The 17,513-nt window shown below is 72.8% G+C and carries 12 protein-coding genes and 1 tRNA gene; 8 read left to right on the top strand and 5 right to left on the bottom strand.

The window, feature by feature from the left end; genetic code table 11:
- Positions 1 to 55: 55 nt before the first annotated feature.
- Positions 56 to 1,540 (bottom strand): glucosamine inositolphosphorylceramide transferase family protein, encoded by a 1,485-nt coding sequence (locus L7N97_RS19600; RefSeq protein WP_237479958.1) that lies wholly within the window; start codon positions 1,538 to 1,540, stop codon positions 56 to 58.
- A gap of 57 nt (positions 1,541 to 1,597) precedes the next feature.
- Positions 1,598 to 3,685 (bottom strand): GumC family protein, encoded by a 2,088-nt coding sequence (locus tag L7N97_RS19595; protein ID WP_237479957.1) that lies wholly within the window; start codon positions 3,683 to 3,685, stop codon positions 1,598 to 1,600.
- A gap of 363 nt (positions 3,686 to 4,048) precedes the next feature.
- Between L7N97_RS19595 and L7N97_RS19590 the strand changes: the two genes are divergently transcribed.
- Positions 4,049 to 5,203: a glycosyltransferase family 4 protein gene (locus tag L7N97_RS19590; RefSeq protein ID WP_237479956.1), complete on the top strand. Its 1,155-nt coding sequence runs from the start codon at positions 4,049 to 4,051 to the stop codon at positions 5,201 to 5,203.
- Positions 5,204 to 5,423: 220 nt separating this feature from the next.
- Here the strand turns inward: L7N97_RS19590 and L7N97_RS19585 are convergent, their stop codons facing one another.
- Complete coding sequence (locus L7N97_RS19585) at positions 5,424 to 6,236, bottom strand: WecB/TagA/CpsF family glycosyltransferase (RefSeq protein WP_237479955.1); 813 nt, start codon at positions 6,234 to 6,236, stop codon at positions 5,424 to 5,426.
- Between the two features lie 48 nt (positions 6,237 to 6,284).
- A complete protein-coding gene (locus L7N97_RS19580; protein WP_237479954.1) occupies positions 6,285 to 7,265 on the bottom strand; it encodes an NAD-dependent epimerase/dehydratase family protein in 981 nt (326 codons plus the stop codon).
- A 437-nt stretch (positions 7,266 to 7,702) separates the two neighbouring features.
- Here L7N97_RS19580 and L7N97_RS19575 point away from each other — a divergent pair, with 437 nt between their 5' ends.
- From L7N97_RS19575 to L7N97_RS19545, 7 genes are all read left to right on the top strand, one after another.
- The gene (locus tag L7N97_RS19575; protein ID WP_237479953.1) at positions 7,703 to 8,935 is read left to right on the top strand and encodes an FAD-dependent oxidoreductase; all 1,233 of its coding nucleotides are present in this window, start codon (positions 7,703 to 7,705) and stop codon (positions 8,933 to 8,935) included.
- The gene (locus L7N97_RS19570) at positions 8,932 to 10,143 is read left to right on the top strand and encodes a GNAT family N-acetyltransferase (RefSeq protein WP_237479952.1); all 1,212 of its coding nucleotides are present in this window, start codon (positions 8,932 to 8,934) and stop codon (positions 10,141 to 10,143) included. The genes L7N97_RS19575 and L7N97_RS19570 overlap by 4 nt, the downstream gene beginning before the upstream one ends.
- A 174-nt stretch (positions 10,144 to 10,317) precedes the next feature.
- Positions 10,318 to 11,502, top strand: a complete 1,185-nt coding sequence (locus L7N97_RS19565; protein WP_237479951.1) for a glycosyltransferase — start codon at positions 10,318 to 10,320, stop codon at positions 11,500 to 11,502.
- Between the two features lie 64 nt (positions 11,503 to 11,566).
- Positions 11,567 to 13,162, top strand: coding sequence for a lipopolysaccharide biosynthesis protein (locus tag L7N97_RS19560; RefSeq protein ID WP_237479950.1), 1,596 nt, complete (start codon positions 11,567 to 11,569; stop codon positions 13,160 to 13,162).
- A gap of 46 nt (positions 13,163 to 13,208) precedes the next feature.
- Positions 13,209 to 14,453: a glycoside hydrolase family 5 protein gene (locus tag L7N97_RS19555; protein ID WP_237479949.1), complete on the top strand. Its 1,245-nt coding sequence runs from the start codon at positions 13,209 to 13,211 to the stop codon at positions 14,451 to 14,453.
- The gene (locus L7N97_RS19550; protein WP_237479948.1) at positions 14,450 to 15,736 is read left to right on the top strand and encodes a VpsF family polysaccharide biosynthesis protein; all 1,287 of its coding nucleotides are present in this window, start codon (positions 14,450 to 14,452) and stop codon (positions 15,734 to 15,736) included. Before L7N97_RS19555 ends, L7N97_RS19550 begins: the two co-directional genes overlap by 4 nt.
- Before the next feature lie 243 nt (positions 15,737 to 15,979).
- Entirely contained in the window at positions 15,980 to 17,281 is a 1,302-nt protein-coding gene (locus L7N97_RS19545) for an acyltransferase family protein (protein ID WP_237479947.1), read from the top strand.
- 97 nt (positions 17,282 to 17,378) lie between these two features.
- On the opposite strand, the gene L7N97_RS19540 is transcribed toward L7N97_RS19545, so the two are convergent.
- Positions 17,379 to 17,463: transfer RNA gene (locus tag L7N97_RS19540), tRNA-Leu, on the bottom strand.
- Positions 17,464 to 17,513: the final 50 nt, after the last annotated feature.

Genomic DNA, 17,513 nt, shown 5'->3' with positions numbered 1-17,513 from the left:
CCGGCGGGATCCAGCGCGGAGCCCCCGACGGGCCCGCAACACCCGGGCCCGACGATCACGGCGCGGCGCGAGGACCGGGGACCCGCGCCGAGAGCGCGTCCACGGCCTCGTAGCTCCCGACGACGTCGAGGGTGTGCAACCCCGAAGCCTTCCAGGCGGCGGGAGCCCGCAGTTGCCCGACGACCTCCTGCCGGTAGCCCTCCAGGTCGAGCCTGCGGACCTCGGCCACGCTGATGCCGGCGCCATACCCGCCCGCGCAGTCCTGCGCCGTCCGGATCACGACCCCGTCGCGGCGGATCAGGCGCCCGGCCGGCCGCGCCGCGCGGACGTCGACCAGGACCGGGTTGAGCGGGTGCGGCACGAAGGCTCGGTCGAGGTCGGCGGCGTGGAACAGCGAGAGAGCGTCCCAGGACGACGCACCCGGCGTGTCGGACGTGGCGGCGAAGAGCCAGAAGCGCGCCTCGTCGCGGAACAGCGTGGCGTCGGCCAGCGCGACGCCGTCGATCAGCGCCCGCTCGCGCCGCCAGGCGAAGGGGAAGTCCGTGGCCCGGTAGAGCGCCACGTCGCGGCTCTCCGAGCTCTCGGGCATCATCCAGATCTCGCCGCGCCACCTGAACAGGTGCGGGTAGGACAGGTGATGGAGCTCCTCCAGGACGGGGCGGATGTCGCCGAGGCTCCCGTCGGCGCGGATCTCGCAGACCGAGATGATCCCCTTCCGGGTCGCGAAGGGGAACTCTTCGACGAAAACCCACGTCCGCCCGTCGTGCTGGAACATCACCGGGTCCGCGTAGAACCTGGCCCCGTCGTCGCGCAGCCAATCAAAGCCCTCGGCGGGCACGCGGCCGAGGTCCAGGCTCGTCGGCCCGTCGAGCTTCCGCACTCCGACGCGCCAGCGCTCGCCCTCCGCCACGCGGCGGCGCAGGCGGTCGAGCACCTTGCCGCGCAGCGCACGCAGCGAGAAGGCGGCGATGCGCAGGGTCGACGCGGGAGCCGGGACAGGCCCAGCCGCTCGGGACCGCTCCGGATCGACGGGGGGCGTCGCCGCGAGGCGGGCGACCGCCAGCGCGCACAGGTCGACCGCGCGGGCCAGGACGGAGTCCAGCCCGCGGGAGATGGCGCTGGGGTCCTCGCTGGCGGGCAGCCCGGCGGTGAGGACGCCGTCCCCGGAGGCGACGTCGAGCCACGGCGTCCGCCCGTCGACGAGGGCCGCCACGGCGGCGTTGGGATCGGCCGTCCCGTCGTAGAGCACGCGCAGGTCCGCGCCCGTCGCCGCGCCCTGCCCCGTGAGGTCGATCCGGATCGCCGGCGCGCCGGAGCCCGCCGGCTCCGCGCCGCTGCGGGGAGACGCCTCGCCCCAGAGCCGGGCGGATCTGCTCCGATAGAGCAGCCCCTCCATCTCGAACAGCAGCAGCACGGCCGACGGGAGGGCCGGGCCCGGGCAGCCGGCGATCCAGGCGACGCGATGGCCGGCCGCTTCGAGGCGCCGGACGAGCTCCTCATGCCACCGGAGAGGGCGCGCGGTCCTGATCGTGACGTCCATTCCGTATCGATCCCTGCTGGAGACGGGCCGTCACCGGCGCCCGCGCGCAGACGCGCCTCAGACCGACTCGAAGTCGCCCACGAGCACGATCCCGCGCAGTTTGGGGCCGCCGGCCTGGAGGAGCCGGAGCGTGGTTCTGAGCTCCTCCCCGCTCGCGTGGCCGGCCTCGATCACGAGGAGCGCGTCGTCCACGGCCGCCGCCAGGCTGCGGATGCGCCCGGCCGCGCGCCCCGCGCTGGCGTAGACGAGCACCATGCGCGTGTTCCGGACCAGCCCGCCGAGCGTCTTGCGGATCCTGTTCGGGTCGCTGGCATAGCCCTGGGCCACCGATCGCGCCGGGACGAAGGGGATCCCGTCGAGGACGCGTAGATCCTCGCCATGCAGGCCCGCGGAGGCGGAGCCGCGCGGGCCCGGCCCGGCGGCACCGTCCTCCAGCATGCGGGTGAGCCCCCGGCCGTCGTCGTCGGCATCGGCCAGGATCGTGCCCAGGAGTTCGTGTTCCGCCGTCCGGGCGAGGTTGCAGGCGACGAGGCCGCACGTCCCCGCGGAGCCCAGGGCGGCGAGGAGCACGTGGCGCACCTGCCGGTTCGCGGCTCGCGCGTCGAGCGCGCCGCGCAACGCCGACAGGCCGGGGTCGTCGGCGTCCGACGCGTTCCGGACGACGGCCAGGATCGGCACGTCGGTCTCGGCGGCGATCTGCTGGGGCGAGCGGACCGTGTCGTCGAACTGCTCGCGCACGAGCGCCCCGCCCATCCCCAGGAGCCCCCCGAGGACGACCCCGCCCAGCGCGAGGCCGATGCGCGACGGCCCGCTCCCGGCCGAGGGCACCACGGCGGGGGTGAGCACGCGCGCGTCGAGCGTGTCGAGCGACTGGCGCTGTTGCAGCTCCTTGGCCCGGTTCAGGAAGGTCTCGTAGACGCTGCGGTCGGAGGCGGCCTCGCGCTCCCGCTCCCGCAGGCGCACGAGGTCGTCGTTGGCGGCGGCCTCCATGGCTTTGAGCGCGTCGAGGTGCCGGGCCATGATGTCGACGGACCGCTTGGCCCTCGCGGAGTCGCTGCGCGCCGTGCCGGCGAGGAGTTCGGTTTCGCGGCGGACGTGCTCCCGGGCCGCTTTGAGCTGGGCCACGGCGGCCACACGCAGGGGGTGGCGGGGGCCGTAGGTCAGCTCCGCCTCGGAGGCCTCGCGCTGGGCCGCCGTCAGCTGGGCCTTGAGGGCCGTCAGCGTCGACGAGGTGTTGGCCTCCGACAGCGTGGCGAGGGGGACGCCGGTCTTGAGGTCCCGGTCGACCACGTCGACCCGCGCCTCCTGCTCCGCGTTCCGCGCGCGGGCGGCGCTGAGCTGGGCGCTCACGTCGGCGATCTGCTGCTCGATGTTCGGCTTGCCGTTCGGGCCGACGAGATCGTGCTTGGTGCGGAACTCTTCCACGGCTTCCTCGCTGCGGGCGAGGCGGTTCCGCAGCTCGTCGAGCTTGGCCGAGAGGCCCTCCCCCGAGCGGCGAACCTCGGAAGCGCGGTTCTCGACCGTGACGGCGAGGAACGACGAGGCGACGGCGTTGGCGATCGCCGCGGACTTCTCGGCCGACGACGTCTGGACCTTGATCTCCAGGATGAACGTCTTGTCCAGGCGGTCGACCGTGATGTCCGCCTGGAGCCGCCGGAGGGCCAGCGCGGCCGCCGCGTCGCCGGCCTCGGGCGCGCGCGAGCCGAACAGGCCGCGGATGTCCCTCGTCAGCGAGCCGATCGCGGATGCGGGCGGCGCGCCGAAATCGGGGTCGTGTTCGAGATCGAGCCGCCGGATCACGGGCGTGAGCACCTCGGTCGAGGTGATGACCTGCAGCTGGCTTTCGACCTCCGCGGAAGCCTCCTCCCCGCCCTGCACCTGGGCCTGGAGGTCGCTCTGGAGGACGGCGATCGGGCGGGGATCGAAGATGATCTTCGTGCTGGCCACGTAGCGCGGCGACAGCGTTGCCGCCACGCAGGCCGCGACGAGGCCGAGGACCAGGGCCGCGCCGACGATCAGCTTGCGCCGCCGCCGCAGGATGTGGACCAGGCCCCGCAGGTCGATCACGCTGCCGGCCGGCTGCTGGGGCCCGGGCGCGGCGTGGGGCCACCCCGACGGCCTCGGCTCGAACTCGGCGACGCTCATCCAGATCTCCAAATGGGCGTTCGATTCGCCGGTCCAGTCCGTGAGGCCCCCGGCTCGGACACGCGTCGCAGCACAGGGCGCCTGCGCCGATCCCCCGATCTGAGCAGCAAAAGGCTGAAAAAGGATTGCAGCCCCGGCGGCCGGGCGCACAGCGGTCCACAGGGCCGCGACGGGGCGGACCGGCCCGGTCTCCGGGCGGGCGCCCGTTTACCTGAGGGAGAAGATTGATCGGCATGGTGGGCGGGCTCCCGCGCGAGGCCGAGGCCCTTCGGGGAGCAGCCCGACGCGCCGCCCCACCTCGGGGGACGGCCGGGAGCGGGACCGACGTGGAGCAACCCCATCGGGGTCGATCGCGAGGCGAAGATGCTGGCCAACCCCGATCCGCCCGCCGAGCGCCGGCCCGCGGCCACGCGCCTCCCCGGACCGCGCCATCCTTCCGGGCGCCGGTGGCGCGTGGCCTGCGTCACCCCGCTCGGGCCGGACGGGCGGGGCGGGATCGACAGGCTGTTCCGCTACGTCCGCGAGCAGCCGGCGGACGACGGCGAGTTCGAGATCCGCTACCTCGTCAGCCGGGGCGAGGCGCCGGGCCTGCTGTGGCTGCTGACCTTCCCGTGGCACCTCGCCCGCATCGCCGGCGTGCTCGCGACGTGGCGGCCCGACCTGCTGCACGTCAACTACGCCAACGGCGGCAGCGTGCCGAGGAAGCTCGCTGTCGCGGGGGTGAGCCGCCTCATGGGCTGCCCCCTGCTCCTCCACCTCCACTGCGTGTTCCCCTCGGCCGACCTCGAGAAGGGGAAGCCGGGAGCCCGCATGGCCCTCGCGCTCGCCAGGACCGCGTCGCACGTCATCGCCATCGGCCGCCGGGCGGAGCGCGCCTTCGTCGACGTCGCGCGCATCGACCCCGCCCGCGTGCACGTGGTCGCCAACGGGGTACCGGACATCGGCGAGGGCCTGGCGATCCCGAAGCGCAACGCGGCGCTGAAGATCCTCTTCGCCGGCGAGATCGGACCGCGCAAGGGGACGAGCGTGCTGATCGAGGCCCTCGCGCGCCTGCGCGACGTGCCGGGCTGGACCTGCACCGTGGCCGGCAACGGGGCCGTGGAGGAGTGCCGCGCGTCCGTGCGGGAGTTGGGCCTGTCCGGCCGGGTCGACGTCCTCGGCTGGAGGTCCAGCGATGCCGTCCACCGCCTCATGCGCGACGCCGACGTCGTGGTGCTGCCCTCGGCCCGCGAGGTGATGCCGATGTCGCTCATCGAAGGCGCGGCCGCGGGCGCCGCCCTGCTGGCCACCCCGGTCGGCGAGGTCCCGGACGTCGTCGAGGACGGGACCAACGGCTTCCTGATCGATCGCGACCCCGGGCGGCTGGCGGACCGGCTGCGCCTCCTGCTGGACGACAGGGACCTCCTGTCGCGCATGCAGTCGGAGTCGCGCCGCCTCTTCGAAGCGAGGTTCCGCCTCGACGTCTTCGTGGAACACCTTCACGCCGTCTACGCAGAGGCTTTGGCACAGGCGCGATGACCGCGGCGCGTCGAGACCGATCGCCGGCGAGCTGAATGGTCCGAGCTGTCTTCCATGGAATCGGAGGCGGCTGACCTCGGCACGCGTCCCGCCCCGCTCAGGATGGGCGAGGCCGAGGAAGGTGGCCGGCGCGACGACCCGTCGATGTCCTACCCGCGCCACGCGGAGGGGCGGCGGCGAGCCCGTCGAGGGGCCGAACGCCGCCCCCTCGGGCGCTCCGTCAGGCCGCCTTGCGCGACCGCGCCAGGAGCGACGCCGCCGCGATCCCCAGGAAGCGCGGGACGGCCATCGAGTAGCGCGACCAGAGCCGCCGGGGCTCCAGCGCGAGGCGATAGGACCATTCGAGGCCGATCGCCTGCAGCACGCGCGGCGCGCGGCGCACCCGGCCCGTGTTGACGTCGAAGGCGGCTCCCACGCCCATGGCGATCAGGCCGGGGAGGTGGCCGACGTGGTCCGCCATGAACAGCTCCTGCTTGGGCGCGCCGAGGCCGATCCAGGCCACCTGAGCGCCGGAGTCGCGCACGCGGGCCCGCATGGCTTCGACCTCGCCGTCCGACAGGGCACGGAACGGGGGCGTCTCGTGGCCCACGACCTGGAGGCCGGGCACGCGACGCGCCATCTCGGCGGCGAGGCTCTCGGCGACCTCGTCGGCCCCGCCGAGGAAGTAGTGTTTCCAGCCGAGGGGGACGCCGGCCCGGCAGACCGCCTCGATCGACTCGATGCCGGGCACCTGCCCGACCGAGCGATGGCCGAGCAGCCGGCCGAGCCAGAACAGGGGCCGGCCGTCGGCGACCGTGAGCCAGGCGGCCCTGTGCGCGTCCTTGACGCGCGCGTCCTTCTGGGACTCGACGATGCCATGCGCGCCGCAGAACGCGATGAAGCCGCCGGGCGCCGTAGCACCCCGCGCGAAGTAGCGCTTCATGGAGGCGATCATTCCGGCCATGTCGACGGCGGCGACGGGCACGCCGCCGACCTCATAAACCTCGACGTCGGGATCATGGGCCATGAGAAAGCTCGTGCTGTTGTCGTGCATCGCGGCTCCGACGCCGCCGCAGGCGGGCCGGCCGCCGCGCCCGAGACCCTACCGGGCGGTCGCCGCCACCTGCGACTCGATCCAGGCGTAGGTGACCTCTAGACCATCGCGCAGGCGAGACGACGGGGCCCAGTCGAGCGCCTTCCCGATCAGGCGATTGTCCGAGTTCCGCCCCCGGACGCCGAGCGGCCCCGGGATGTGCTCGACGTGGATGGTCTTGCCGGCGATGTCGGCCACCATGGCGACGAGGCTGTTGATCGTCACCATCTCCTCGGAGCCGATGTTGACCGGCTCGCCGAAGGACGAGCGCAGGAGCCGCGTGGTGCCCTCGACGCACTGGTCGACGTAGAGGAAGGAGCGGGTCTGCTCCCCGTCACCCCAGATCTCGATCGTGTCGCCGCTCTTGGCCATGGCGATCTTGCGGCACACCGCGGCCGGCGCCTTCTCCTTGCCGCCCTGCCAGGTCCCCTCCGGCCCGAAGATGTTGTGGTACCGGGCGACGCGGGTCGCCATCTTGTAGTTGCGGGCGAAGGACATATACAGACGCTCGCTGAACAGCTTCTCCCATCCGTACTCGCTGTCCGGAGCCGCCGGGTAAGCCGAGTCCTCCGAGCACTTCGGGTTGGACGCGTCTTCCTGATTGTAGGCGGGATAGATGCAGGCCGAGGAGCTGTAGAAGATCTGCTTGCAGTTGCGCTTGCGGCACACGTCGAGCATGTTGAGGTTGATCGTGGCCGAGTTGTGCATCACGTCGGCGTCGTGCTCGCCCGTGAAGATGTACCCCGCCCCGCCCATGTCGGCGGCGAGCTGGTAGACCTCGTCGAAGCGGTGATCGACGATCATCTGACAGGTCTGCTGCGACCGGAGATCGCCGACGAGGAAATCATCCGCCTCTGTCTCGGAGAACTCGGGATATTTCAGATCCACGCCGCGAACCCAGTACCCCTCGCGCTTGAGCCTCCGCACGAGGTGGCTCCCGATGAACCCACCCGCCCCACAGACCAGCGCAGTCTTCTCCACACGCGCCATAGCGAACCTCACGATCGACGACATCGAATGCTATACCCCGGACCACTACTACGCTTTCGCGCGAGAATGACATGCAGGCCTTGCACTTGTAGTTAATGGTCGACTTCTTAGTTTCGCGTGATCGAGATCGATCGACATCGCCGATCAAGTCTTGATCAGGACGGCGTCAATGTTAATGTGCACCGCGTCTTGCACATCGCTTCGCTTTCCACCCTGAATGCATGGCGGAGATCGTGTCTCCTCGAGGACATGCCGCGATGGCATGCCGGGACCGGCGAGCCTCGTTTCGGCGACGGCGAGGCTCGCTCGATCCGTGGGAGGCTCCTCGACGGGGCCGATCTCGTGCTGCGCACCGGGTTTCGAAGGGCCGTCGGTGTCGAGAGACTGGCGTCACGACGTCGCCGCGAGGCGCCGGCCGGCGTCAAAGGGGATGCGACATGGTTGCCGAGACCGGGATACATGACGTCGCCATCGTCGGGGCCGGGCTGGCCGGCACGGCCCTGGCATCGGCGCTGCTGCGCGACGGGCTCCGCGTCGCGCTGATCGACGCGCGCGCGTCCCACCCGAGGGAGTTCCGCGCGGAGAAGCTGGGCGCCGGGCAGATGGAGCGGTTCCAGGCCCTCGGCCTCGGAGACAGCGTCGGATGCGTCGCGACACCCATGGACGACCTTTGGGTGGTCCGCTACGGGCGTCTGGTCAGCCGCGAGCGCAAGCGCGAGTACGGTTTCTCCTACGCCGACCTCGTCAACCGCCTGCGGGCCGACCTGTCGACGAGCCACCAAGCCGTGATCGGCCGGGTCGACGACATCGCCACCGGCCCGGGTGGCCAGACCGTGCGCCTGACGGACGGGCGGCAGGTCCGGGCGCGGCTGGTCGTGCTGTCCACCGGCCTCGGGGACGCGGTGCGGCGCAAGCTCGGCATCACCCGCACCGTGATCAGCCCCCAGCACTCCCTGTCGATCGGCTTCGACATGCGGTCGCCGCGCGCGTCCTTCCCGTTCGAGACGCTCACCTACTACGCGGAGACATTCGGCACGCGGGCGGCCTACCTCACCCTGTTCCCGCTGGGGTCGGCGATGCGGGCCAACCTCTTCGTCTATCGCGGCCCGGCCGACGCGTGGACAGAAGCGTTCCTGTCGGAGCCCGAGGCCGGCCTGAGGGCGCTCCTGCCCCGCCTGCCGCGGATCTGCCCGGACCTCGCCGTGGGGGGGCGGGTCGAGGCGCGGCCGATCGACCTCGCGCGGGCCGAGCTGCCGGCGCGCGACGGGATCGTGCTGGTGGGCGACGCCTACCTGACGGCCTGCCCGATCCCGGGGACGGGCATCAACAAGGTCCTGACCGACGTCGAGCGCCTCCGCTCCGTCTACATCCCGCGGTGGTTGGCGTCGCCGACCGTCGACCGCGCCGCGGTGTCGTCGTTCTACGCCGACCCGATCAAGGCGGCGAACGACGCGGAAAGCCTGCGCATGAGCCGCTACGCCCGGCACTACGGGACCTCGGCCCACCTGGCCTGGGCTGCCCGGCGGGCGCGCCACCGCGTCCTCCACCAGATACGCCATTCCCTCGGGCGGCCCGTCCCCGATCCCCTGTCGGGCGGTGCCGCCATAGCAGCCGTGGTCCCTTTTTCCATGCCGCGGACGCCCTCGACCGAACGAGCGATGACAGCATGACCACCCGAAACCACAGAGGCTCCGCGGTCGCCGAGGCGCGCTTCGAGGCGCGTCTCCACGCGTCGCTCGACGACGTCGCGCCGATCTGGCGGCGCTTGGAGGCGGGCGGGACCGCGCATCCCTGCCAGAGCCTCGGCTGGACGCGCGATGTGGCCGCCCACCTCGCGGCCGGCGCGGAAACGTTCTTCGTCGAGGTCTTCGACCGCTCGTCGGGGAGCCCGGCGATGATCCTGCCCCTGGCCGTGTCCCACCGTTACGGGCTGCGCAGGATCGGCTGGTTCAGCTTCGGCGTCTGCGACTACGCGGCCCCGGCGCTCGCGGACGGCCCCGACCTGTCGCCCGACGACTGCCGCGCCGCCTGGGCGGCGGTGAAGGAGGTGCTCCCCCGCGCGGATTTCATCCAGATCGGGCAGATCCCCGCGACGGTCGGGCGGCGCGCCAACCCCCTGGCGGCGCTCCCGCAGCGCCGCCCGACGGACATCCCCGCGTTCGGCAGCGCCATCGACGGCGATCCCGAGACCCTGCTCCGCCGCCTCTGCCGGTCGAGCACCCTGAGGGACATGGGAAAGCAGCGGCGCCGCCTCGAGCGCGCGGGCGAGCTCCGCTTCAGCCGCGCGTCCACGCCGGCCGAGGTCGAGGCCGGCTTCGCCGCGCTGGTCGAGCAGCGGACCAGGCGCTTCGCCGAGATGGGGCGCTTCGACCTCCTGGTGCAGCCTCGGATCCAGAGCTTCTACCGCTCGGCGGCGCTGGCGGGCCTCGAGGGCGGCCCCGTCCGCCTCTTCGTCCTGTCCGTCGACGGCGGTCCCGTGGCGACCTTCTACGGGCTGGAACACGGGGCCGGCTTCCAGGGGCTGATCCTCACCATGTCGGACGACAAGGCCTGGCGGACCGCCTCGCCCGGCGTGCAGATCGTGGCCGAGGCCCTGCAATGGGCACGAGGCCGGGGCCTCACCTACTTCGACCTCAGCGTGGGGGACCTGCCCTACAAGCGCGAGTTCGGCCTCGTGCGCGAAACGCTGGACGAGGTCGTGCAGCCCCTGTCGCCGCAGGGCTTCGCCTTCGCCTCGGCCCTGCGCGCGGCCGCCTTCGCCAAGGCGAGGCTCCGCGAGCACCCCGGCGCGCGGGCGCGGATCGACCGGCTGCGCCGGCGCCTGCGCGGCGGCGGCCCCGCGAGGCCCGGCGTCGCGCAGGCGCGGAACGAGGGCTAGGGCCGCCATGCTCCATCGGCGACGGCCCCGCCGCGGCACGACAGGCCGGGCAGCCGGGGAGGCCCGCGGCCGCCCCCAGTCCGACCGCACCCATCGCGAGCCGCCCGTCGCCCGCCGGGGGGCGTCCCCGAGGGGGCCGGCGCGCGTGGCGCCCGGCAGCATTTCGGACCTCCCATGACCGATCTACGCTTGAAAGCAGACGTGCCGGGCCGGGAGCAAGGGGCGGCGCAGCCGTCCAGCTTCGGGACCGCGCCGCCGACCCGCGCCGCCGGCGCCGGACGGGCGCCGACGACGGGCAGGCCGGTCCGCTCGGTCGCGGTCTACGTGCCGAGCCTGTCGGGGGGCGGCGCGGAGCGCGTCGCAGCGCTCCTGGCCTCCGGTTTCGCCGACGCGGGCGTCCTCACCACGCTCATCGTGGAATGGGAGGACGAGGCCAACGCGGCCCACCTCGACCCGAGGGTCGCCACGGTGGTCATCGGCCGGGGGCACGGGCGCGGCGTCCTCGCCCTCGCGCGGTGGCTGTCACGCGAGCGGCCCGACGTCGCCCTGGCGATCGACGCGCCGGCCAGCCTGAAGCTCGTCGCCGCCAAGCGCCTCGCCCGCGCGCCGACCGCGGTCGTGGTCTCGTTCCACGGCTTCGCCGCCGCGATGGCCGGGCGGCTGGGCCGGATCGCCTACGCGTCCTCGCCCCTGCTCGTCCGCCTGGCGGACCTCGCGGTCTGCGTGTCGGCGGGCATCGCCGACGACCTCGGACGGCGCGGCGCGCCCGCCGGGCGCCTGGCGACGATCGCCAACCCGGTGCCGGCCCATGCGCGCCCGGCCGCGACGGAGGCCGACCTCCTCGCGCGCCCGCCCCTCGTCCTCGCGCTGGGGCGGCTCGTGCCCGGCAAAAGGTTCGACCTGCTCCTGGACGCCCTGGCGGCGCTGCCATCCGACGTCAGGGCGGAGATCTACGGCGAGGGCCCATCCCGCGCGGCGCTGGAGGGGGCCGCGGCCCGGCTCGGGGGCCGCGCGGCGCTGCCCGGCTACGCGGCCGATCCCTGGCCGCTCTACGGGCGGGCGCGCGTCCTCGTCGTGACCTCCGACAGCGAGTCCTTCGGCAACGTCGTCGTCGAAGCCCTCTCGGCCGGCTTGCCCGTCGTCGCCACGGACTGCGGGGGACCCCGCGAGATCCTCGACCATCCCCTGCAGGGGAGCCTCGTCCCAGTCGGGGACGCCGACGCGCTGGCGGGAGCGCTCGCGCGCTGGCTCGCCGCGCCCGGCGACCCGGCCCCCCGCGTCGCGCGGGCGGCCGATTTCGCACCGAAACGCGCCGTCGACGCCTATCTCGCGGCCTTCGCGCGCCTGGTGCGGCCATGACGCGGCACCGGTCGACCGCCACCGGCGAGGCGCCGCCCGCGGCACGAAGCGAGGACCGTCCCCCATGCTGATCCGGCAGACGCTGCGCTACGCCCCCGCGCAGTTCCTCGGGCCCCTGGCGCAGTTCCTGAGCTTCGTCGTCTGGACGCACATGCTGCAGCCGGACACCTACGGCGAGATCCTGTTCCTGATCGCCACGCAGGAACTCGGCGTCCTCCTGGGCGTGTCCTGGTGGACCACCTACACGGTCCGCTACCTCCCCTCCATGCGGGACACCGCCGCCTACCAGCCCTGCGAGAACGCCGTGCTGCTCGCGGCCGCGCTGGCGCAGGGTCCCGTGGCCCTCGCCGCCCTGTTCTGGATCGGCCGCACGTCCGACCTCGGCCTCGTGGCCGCGACCGTGGCCTATTTCGCGAGCCGGACCACGCTGAACCACGTGGCCGAGCGCGGGCGGGCCGTCGGCGACATCGCGGCCTACACGGCGGCCCAGACCGTCGGTCCGATCCTGGGCCTCGCGCTCGGGCTGGCGCTGACGAAGGTCCTGCCGCCCTCGACGGCCGTGATGAGCGGCTTCGCCGCCGTGCAGCTCGCCCTCCTGCCGCCCCTGGTGGTCCGGCTGCGGCTGCTGGTGCGCCCGTGGGTGCGGTTCGACCGCGGCCACCTGCGCTCGGCCCTCGCCTACGGCGGTCCGCTGCTCCTGGCGGGTGGGTTCAGCTGGGTGTCGCAGATCGGCATCCGTTTCATCGTGGAGCACCAGGACGGCGCGACGGCGCTCGGCCTCCTGTCGGTCGGCTGGAACCTCGGGCAGCGACTCATCGCCGTGCTCGCCATGCTGCTGAGCGCCGCCGCCTTCCCGCTCGCGGTGCGGTCGGTCGAGGAGCGGGGCCTGCGCGCCGGCCTCGACCAGCTCAGCCTCAACGGGACGCTGCTCGTGGGCCTGCTCGCGCCCGCGACCCTCGGCACCATGGCGGTGGTGGATTCCCTCACCGGCGTGCTCGTGGGCGCCGATTTCAGGGACGTGACGCTGGTGGTGCTGCCGGTCGCGGCCTGCGTCGCCGCGCTCCGCAATCTCCGCCTGCACTTCGTCGACCAGGTCTATCTCCTCATCGAGAGGACGAACTTCGTGCTCGGCCTCCACGTCTTCGAGGCCTGCGCCACCGTCGCGCTCTGCATCGTGGGGCTGCAGATGGGCGGCCTGAGGGGGGCCTGCCTCGGGTGCCTGTCCGCGAGCCTCGTCACCCTCGCCGCGAGCCTCGCGGTCGCGAGGGTCCGCCACCGGCTGCCGCTGGCGGCGGGCGCCCTCGCCCGCATCGCCGTGGCCAACGCCGCCATGGTGTTCGCCGTGCGGGCCTGGGCCTTCCCCGCGACGCCGCTCGGGCTGGGCCTGCAGGTGGGGACGGGCGCCCTCGCCTACGCGGCGGCGCTGCTCCTGCTGTTCGGCGACAGGATCATCCCCCTCTGGGCCGCGCGACGCGCGGCCGCGAGCGCCCGGACGGGCCGCGGACGCCCGGACGGCGAGCCGCCCGGGCCTCGCCGCGAGGAGCCCCGCGGCCCGGCCTCACCGGATCTCAACGGATCCGTGGTCAGCTCGGCCAGACCGGCGGTCCGGGCGCTCCCCTCCAGGGCGCCGACCCGCGGATTGGGCTCTCGACATGTGTGATCTGACGAGATGGCGACGGGTCCGGGCGTGCCTCGGGGCGGTCCTGATGGCCGGCCTGCTGTCCACCCCCCGCCCGGCCGGCGCGGACGACGGCGCGGCGGGGCCCGTTTTGTTCAGGCGAGGCGCCTCGATCCAATCCCGCCTGGGCTGGGCCCTGTTGCGCGACGGGCAGCCGGGCCGCTACGCGGCGGAGCCCTTCGCGGGAGCGGGGCTCGACGTGCCCCTCGGCCTCGTCCGGGACGCCAAGGCCGCAGGCTTCGACTTCATCAGGCTGGCGGTCGATCCGGGCCCGTTCCAGCAGTTCACGGGCGCGGCGCGGGACGGGCTCGACGCGACGCTGCTGAGGGTCGTGCGCCAGATCCGCGGCTGCGGCCTGGCGGTGATCGTCGACTTCGCGCCGAACGACCTGGTCGCGGCCAACGACAAGCGGGCCGACGTCGCCGCGCTCGACGGCGCGGCGTTCCGCTCCTACCTGGAGACGATCCGGCGGACGGCGCACCTCCTCGGCGCGGAGCGCGATCCGCGCCTCGCCCTGGAGTTCATGAACGAACCCGACACCGCCTACGATCCGGCGGGCGCGGCGCGCTGGCAGGCGATGGTGGAGGCGATGCACGCCGCGGCGAGGGGCCAAGCCCCCGGACTGACCCTCGTGGCCTCGGGCGGGCGGAGCAGCGCGCGCGACGCGCTCGTGCTGCTCGATCCCGCCCCGCTGCACGACCCCAACGTCCTCTACACCTTCCACTACTACGAGCCCCTGGACTTCACGCACCAGGGCGTCTCCGGCGCGCCGGGCGACGACGCCTATCGCCGGTACCTGGGCGGCCTGCCCTACCCGTCGCGGACGGCGGGGGACGTGCGAAGCCTCGTCCTCGCCAACGTGCAGGCGGACCGGAGCCTCGCGCCCGGCGCCCGGAGGGACGTGACCGTGGAAGCCTTGCAGAAGGCGGCCGCGTTCGTGCGGGGCGGTTATGACCGCGCGAGGATCGCCCGCGACTTCGACGGCGTCGCGGCCTGGGCCTCGTCGCACGGCATCGCGGCGGACAGGGTCATCCTCGGCGAGTTCGGCGTCGCGCGCTTCTTCGCGGATCACGCCGGCGCCGATGCCGCGTCGGCCCTCAACTGGCAGCGGGACGTCCGCTCGGAGGCGGAGGCCCACGGCTTCGGCTGGGCCGTGTGGGCGCTCGTCGGAGGCACCTTCATGGGCATCACGACGGGCGAGGACACGACCGTGCTCGATCCCGCCACGCTCGCGGCGCTCGGGCTACGCGCGCCCGGACGCCCGGCCCGATGACGGCCCTCGCCACGGCGGCGACCGGCCGGCGCCGCCTCGCCTCGCCCGTCCTGTCGGCGGTCTACGTCGTCGTCGCCGCCCTGTTCGTCTCGCGCGTCGCCGTCGGCGAGCTCCTGCTCAACCAGTTCATGAGCTACAGCACCGACGGCGGCTCGATGCTGGAGAAGGTGCATCCGAGCTTCTACGGCTTCATGGCCGTCTCGGCCTTCACGCTCGTCGCCTTCCGGGTGGAACTCAACGCCTGGGAGACCAGGGTCGTCCGGGCCATCCTGCTGCTGTCGGGGTGCTGCCTGTCGATGCTGGTCTTCGCCGGCCTGCGCGGCAACGCCGGCTCGGCGGGGTTCCTCATCGACAGCTACGTCATGACGTGCTTCGCCGCGCTCATGTTCCTGTTCCCGCCGGCGATGCGCGCGGGCATCGGCAAGGCGCTGCTCGCCTTCTTCCTCGTGAGCGCCGCGGTCGGGGTCGTCGAGTTCGCGACGAAGACGCGGCTGCTCCCGTTCACCGAGGGGGAGCCGACCTTTCGCCCGATCGGCCTGTCGAGCCATCCCCTCACCTTCGGTCTCTGGTGCGCCGTGTGCATCCCGCTGACGGCCGCGACGGACTGGACGCGGCGCACGAAGGTGATGATGTGTTCGGCCTTCTACCTCGCGCTCGCCGCCTCCGGCGCCAGGACCGCCCTCCTCGGCGGGAGCGTCTGCGTGTTCCTCCTGGCCGTGGCGGCCATCCGGCCCAACGTCGTGCCGCAGCGGCGCTTCCAGCGCCGCGTCGTCGTCGTGCTCGCGGCCGCGCTCGCCGTGCCGCTCATCGCGGCGGTTCTCTACGCGGCGGGTGCCCTCGACCGCTTCCAGGGCGGCCTCGCGGACAAGAACGCCGAAGCCCGCGTCGTCATCTACCAGGTGTTCTCGACGCTCTCCTGGACCGATTTCCTGTTCGGTCCGGGGATGCCGGCGGTGACCCACTACGCGACGGCCAAGCTGCACCTCGTCGCGGTGGAAAGCGTGATCGTGGTCTTCGTCGCGATCTTCGGCGCCCTGTGGTCGGCGATCTTCGCGCTCGTGCTGGCCTATCTCCAGTGGGTGACGCTGAGGGGCGCGTCGGCGGCCCTGGTCATGGCGGTGGCCCTCTGCTTCTTCATCGGCAGCAGCAACAACGGCCTGGCGTCCCGCGAGCCGCCGATGTTGATCATGACGGTCTTCACCCTGGCGTTCCGCCCCCCGCCGCGGCAGAAAGGCCCGTCCCCGCGCGCGAGGATCGACGGGCGGAGGCCGAGGGTGGCCTGAGGCGCCGGGCCGGCGCAGCATCCGGGGTCCGAAGCCGCCCCGATCCGCTGTGTCGCGGCCGAGCCGCGCTCTGGAAGCGTGCCTCGTCGGCGGCTCGCCGTCGTCGGACAGGGCCGTGCCGGCCGTCCGCCGTGGCCGCCGTGGCGCCGGACATCACCCATTAATGATGAGGTGACTCGTCCCTGGTCCTCCGGGGACGACGTTCTACAGATCTGGGCGATGCAGACCTCGGAGACAGGTGGAATGCCCAGCATCGGCCGCCAGCTTCAGCTCCATGGCGGGATCGGCCCCGGGTTCGACGCCGCGCGGGTCGCGCTCGCCCTCGCGATCCTGTGCTGGCACAGCGTGATGACCTCCTACGGGCTGGAGGCGGAGCTCGCCGTCTGGGCGAGCCCCTATTCCGCGCCGCTGTCGGCCCTCATGCCGATGTTCTTCGCCCTCAGCGGGTTCCTCGTCATGGGGAGCTTCGAGCGGACGCGGGACCTGAAGACGTTTCTCGGGCTCAGGGCCCTGCGCATCCTGCCGGCCCTGACGACCGAGATCCTGATCTCGGCCTTCGTGCTCGGGAGCCTGCTGACGACGCGCCCCCTCGCGTCGTACTTCACCGATCCCCTCTTCTTCAAATACTTCGGCAGCCTCGTCGGCAAGGTGAGCGTCGCGCTTCCGGGCGTGTTCGAGACGAACCCGCGTCCGGGGCTCGTCAACGTTTCGCTCTGGACCATCGCCCCCGAACTGACGTGCTACATGTATCTGGGCCTGCAGGTCGCGCTTCGCTTGCGCCGCTTCGGCGTGACGGTCGCGGCCTGCGCGCTGATCCTGGCGAATGTCGCGGCCGACATCGGCGGCGCCCCGACCTCGGGTGCGGACGGCGTCGTCCTGTCGCGCTTCCTCGTGCTGTCCTTCGCCCTCGGCAACCTGCTGTACGTTTGGCGCGACAGGATCCCCTTCCGGTGGGACTTCGCGGGCCTCTGTGCCGGCGCCGGTCTCCTCCTGGTGAGGGATCCGCATCTCGTGTATGTCGCGCTCGCGGGCTTCGCCTACCTGATCGTCTTCGTCGGTTGCTGCCGAGTCCCCCTGCCCTATCCGTTCTCGACCGGCGACTATTCCTACGGCATCTACCTCTACGCATTCCCCATCCAGCAGACGTTCGCGCAGTTCTTTCCGGACCATCGGCAGGTTTTCTGGAGCATCCTCGCCTGCGTGCCCGTCGTCTGCTGCATCGCCTTCGCGTCATGGTGGCTGGTCGAGAAGCCGGCCCTCCGCTTCCGAAAATTCCTTCGCGGGTCGAAGCCGGCCAGCGACGTGCCCTCCGCCCGGTCGATGGCCCTCGCCACGACGACGCTCACGGCTTACGGGTTCCTGCTCGCGCTGAGCAGCGGGTTCTTCGCCGCCGGCTTCGCCAAAACCGAGGCCTTTGCGGTCGCCGTCCCGGCAGCGATCGGGAGCGCCGCCATCGTGGCGCTGCTGCGCGCCCGCTTCCTGCGGACACGGTCCGTCCCTGGGATCGTCTTCGCGACGGCCGGCCGGGATGCGACCAGGGCGTGACGCGTTCCGACAGCCGCCAGCACAGGTCAGACAACGGTCGAGGCATGAGGCGCCTCGGCCGTGAAGCCCAGCAAAAAACAGAGGGTGTTCTCGGCGTTGGTGCCCCTGGCCGGGATCGAACCAGCACTCCTTGCGGAACTCGATTTTGAGTCGAGCGCGTCTACCGATTCCGCCACAGGGGCCTGTTTTCAATGGCTTAGCTATTTCCGAACCGCTCCGATCACCTCTTTCA

The organism is Lichenibacterium dinghuense, assembly GCF_021730615.1.
Taxonomy (GTDB): Bacteria; Pseudomonadota; Alphaproteobacteria; order Rhizobiales; family Beijerinckiaceae; genus Lichenihabitans; species Lichenihabitans dinghuensis.
Note: the sequence above shows the minus strand (reverse complement) of the source record. Positions and strands in the feature narration are given on the sequence as shown.

What these genes read in the sequence shown, in the direction of transcription:
- L7N97_RS19545 (WP_237479947.1), top strand. Translation starts at nt 15,980, where the DNA reads ATGCCCAGCATCGGCCGCCAGCTTCAGCTCCATGGCGGGATCGGCCCC.
- L7N97_RS19590 (WP_237479956.1), top strand. Translation starts at nt 4,049, where the DNA reads ATGCTGGCCAACCCCGATCCGCCCGCCGAGCGCCGGCCCGCGGCCACG.
- L7N97_RS19550 (WP_237479948.1), top strand. Translation starts at nt 14,450, where the DNA reads ATGACGGCCCTCGCCACGGCGGCGACCGGCCGGCGCCGCCTCGCCTCG.
- L7N97_RS19575 (WP_237479953.1), top strand. Translation starts at nt 7,703, where the DNA reads ATGGTTGCCGAGACCGGGATACATGACGTCGCCATCGTCGGGGCCGGG.
- L7N97_RS19570 (WP_237479952.1), top strand. Translation starts at nt 8,932, where the DNA reads ATGACCACCCGAAACCACAGAGGCTCCGCGGTCGCCGAGGCGCGCTTC.
- L7N97_RS19600 (WP_237479958.1), bottom strand. Translation starts at nt 1,540, where the DNA reads ATGGACGTCACGATCAGGACCGCGCGCCCTCTCCGGTGGCATGAGGAG.
- L7N97_RS19580 (WP_237479954.1), bottom strand. Translation starts at nt 7,265, where the DNA reads ATGGCGCGTGTGGAGAAGACTGCGCTGGTCTGTGGGGCGGGTGGGTTC.
- L7N97_RS19585 (WP_237479955.1), bottom strand. Translation starts at nt 6,236, where the DNA reads ATGCACGACAACAGCACGAGCTTTCTCATGGCCCATGATCCCGACGTC.
- L7N97_RS19565 (WP_237479951.1), top strand. Translation starts at nt 10,318, where the DNA reads ATGACCGATCTACGCTTGAAAGCAGACGTGCCGGGCCGGGAGCAAGGG.
- L7N97_RS19595 (WP_237479957.1), bottom strand. Translation starts at nt 3,685, where the DNA reads ATGAGCGTCGCCGAGTTCGAGCCGAGGCCGTCGGGGTGGCCCCACGCC.
- L7N97_RS19560 (WP_237479950.1), top strand. Translation starts at nt 11,567, where the DNA reads ATGCTGATCCGGCAGACGCTGCGCTACGCCCCCGCGCAGTTCCTCGGG.
- L7N97_RS19555 (WP_237479949.1), top strand. Translation starts at nt 13,209, where the DNA reads ATGGCCGGCCTGCTGTCCACCCCCCGCCCGGCCGGCGCGGACGACGGC.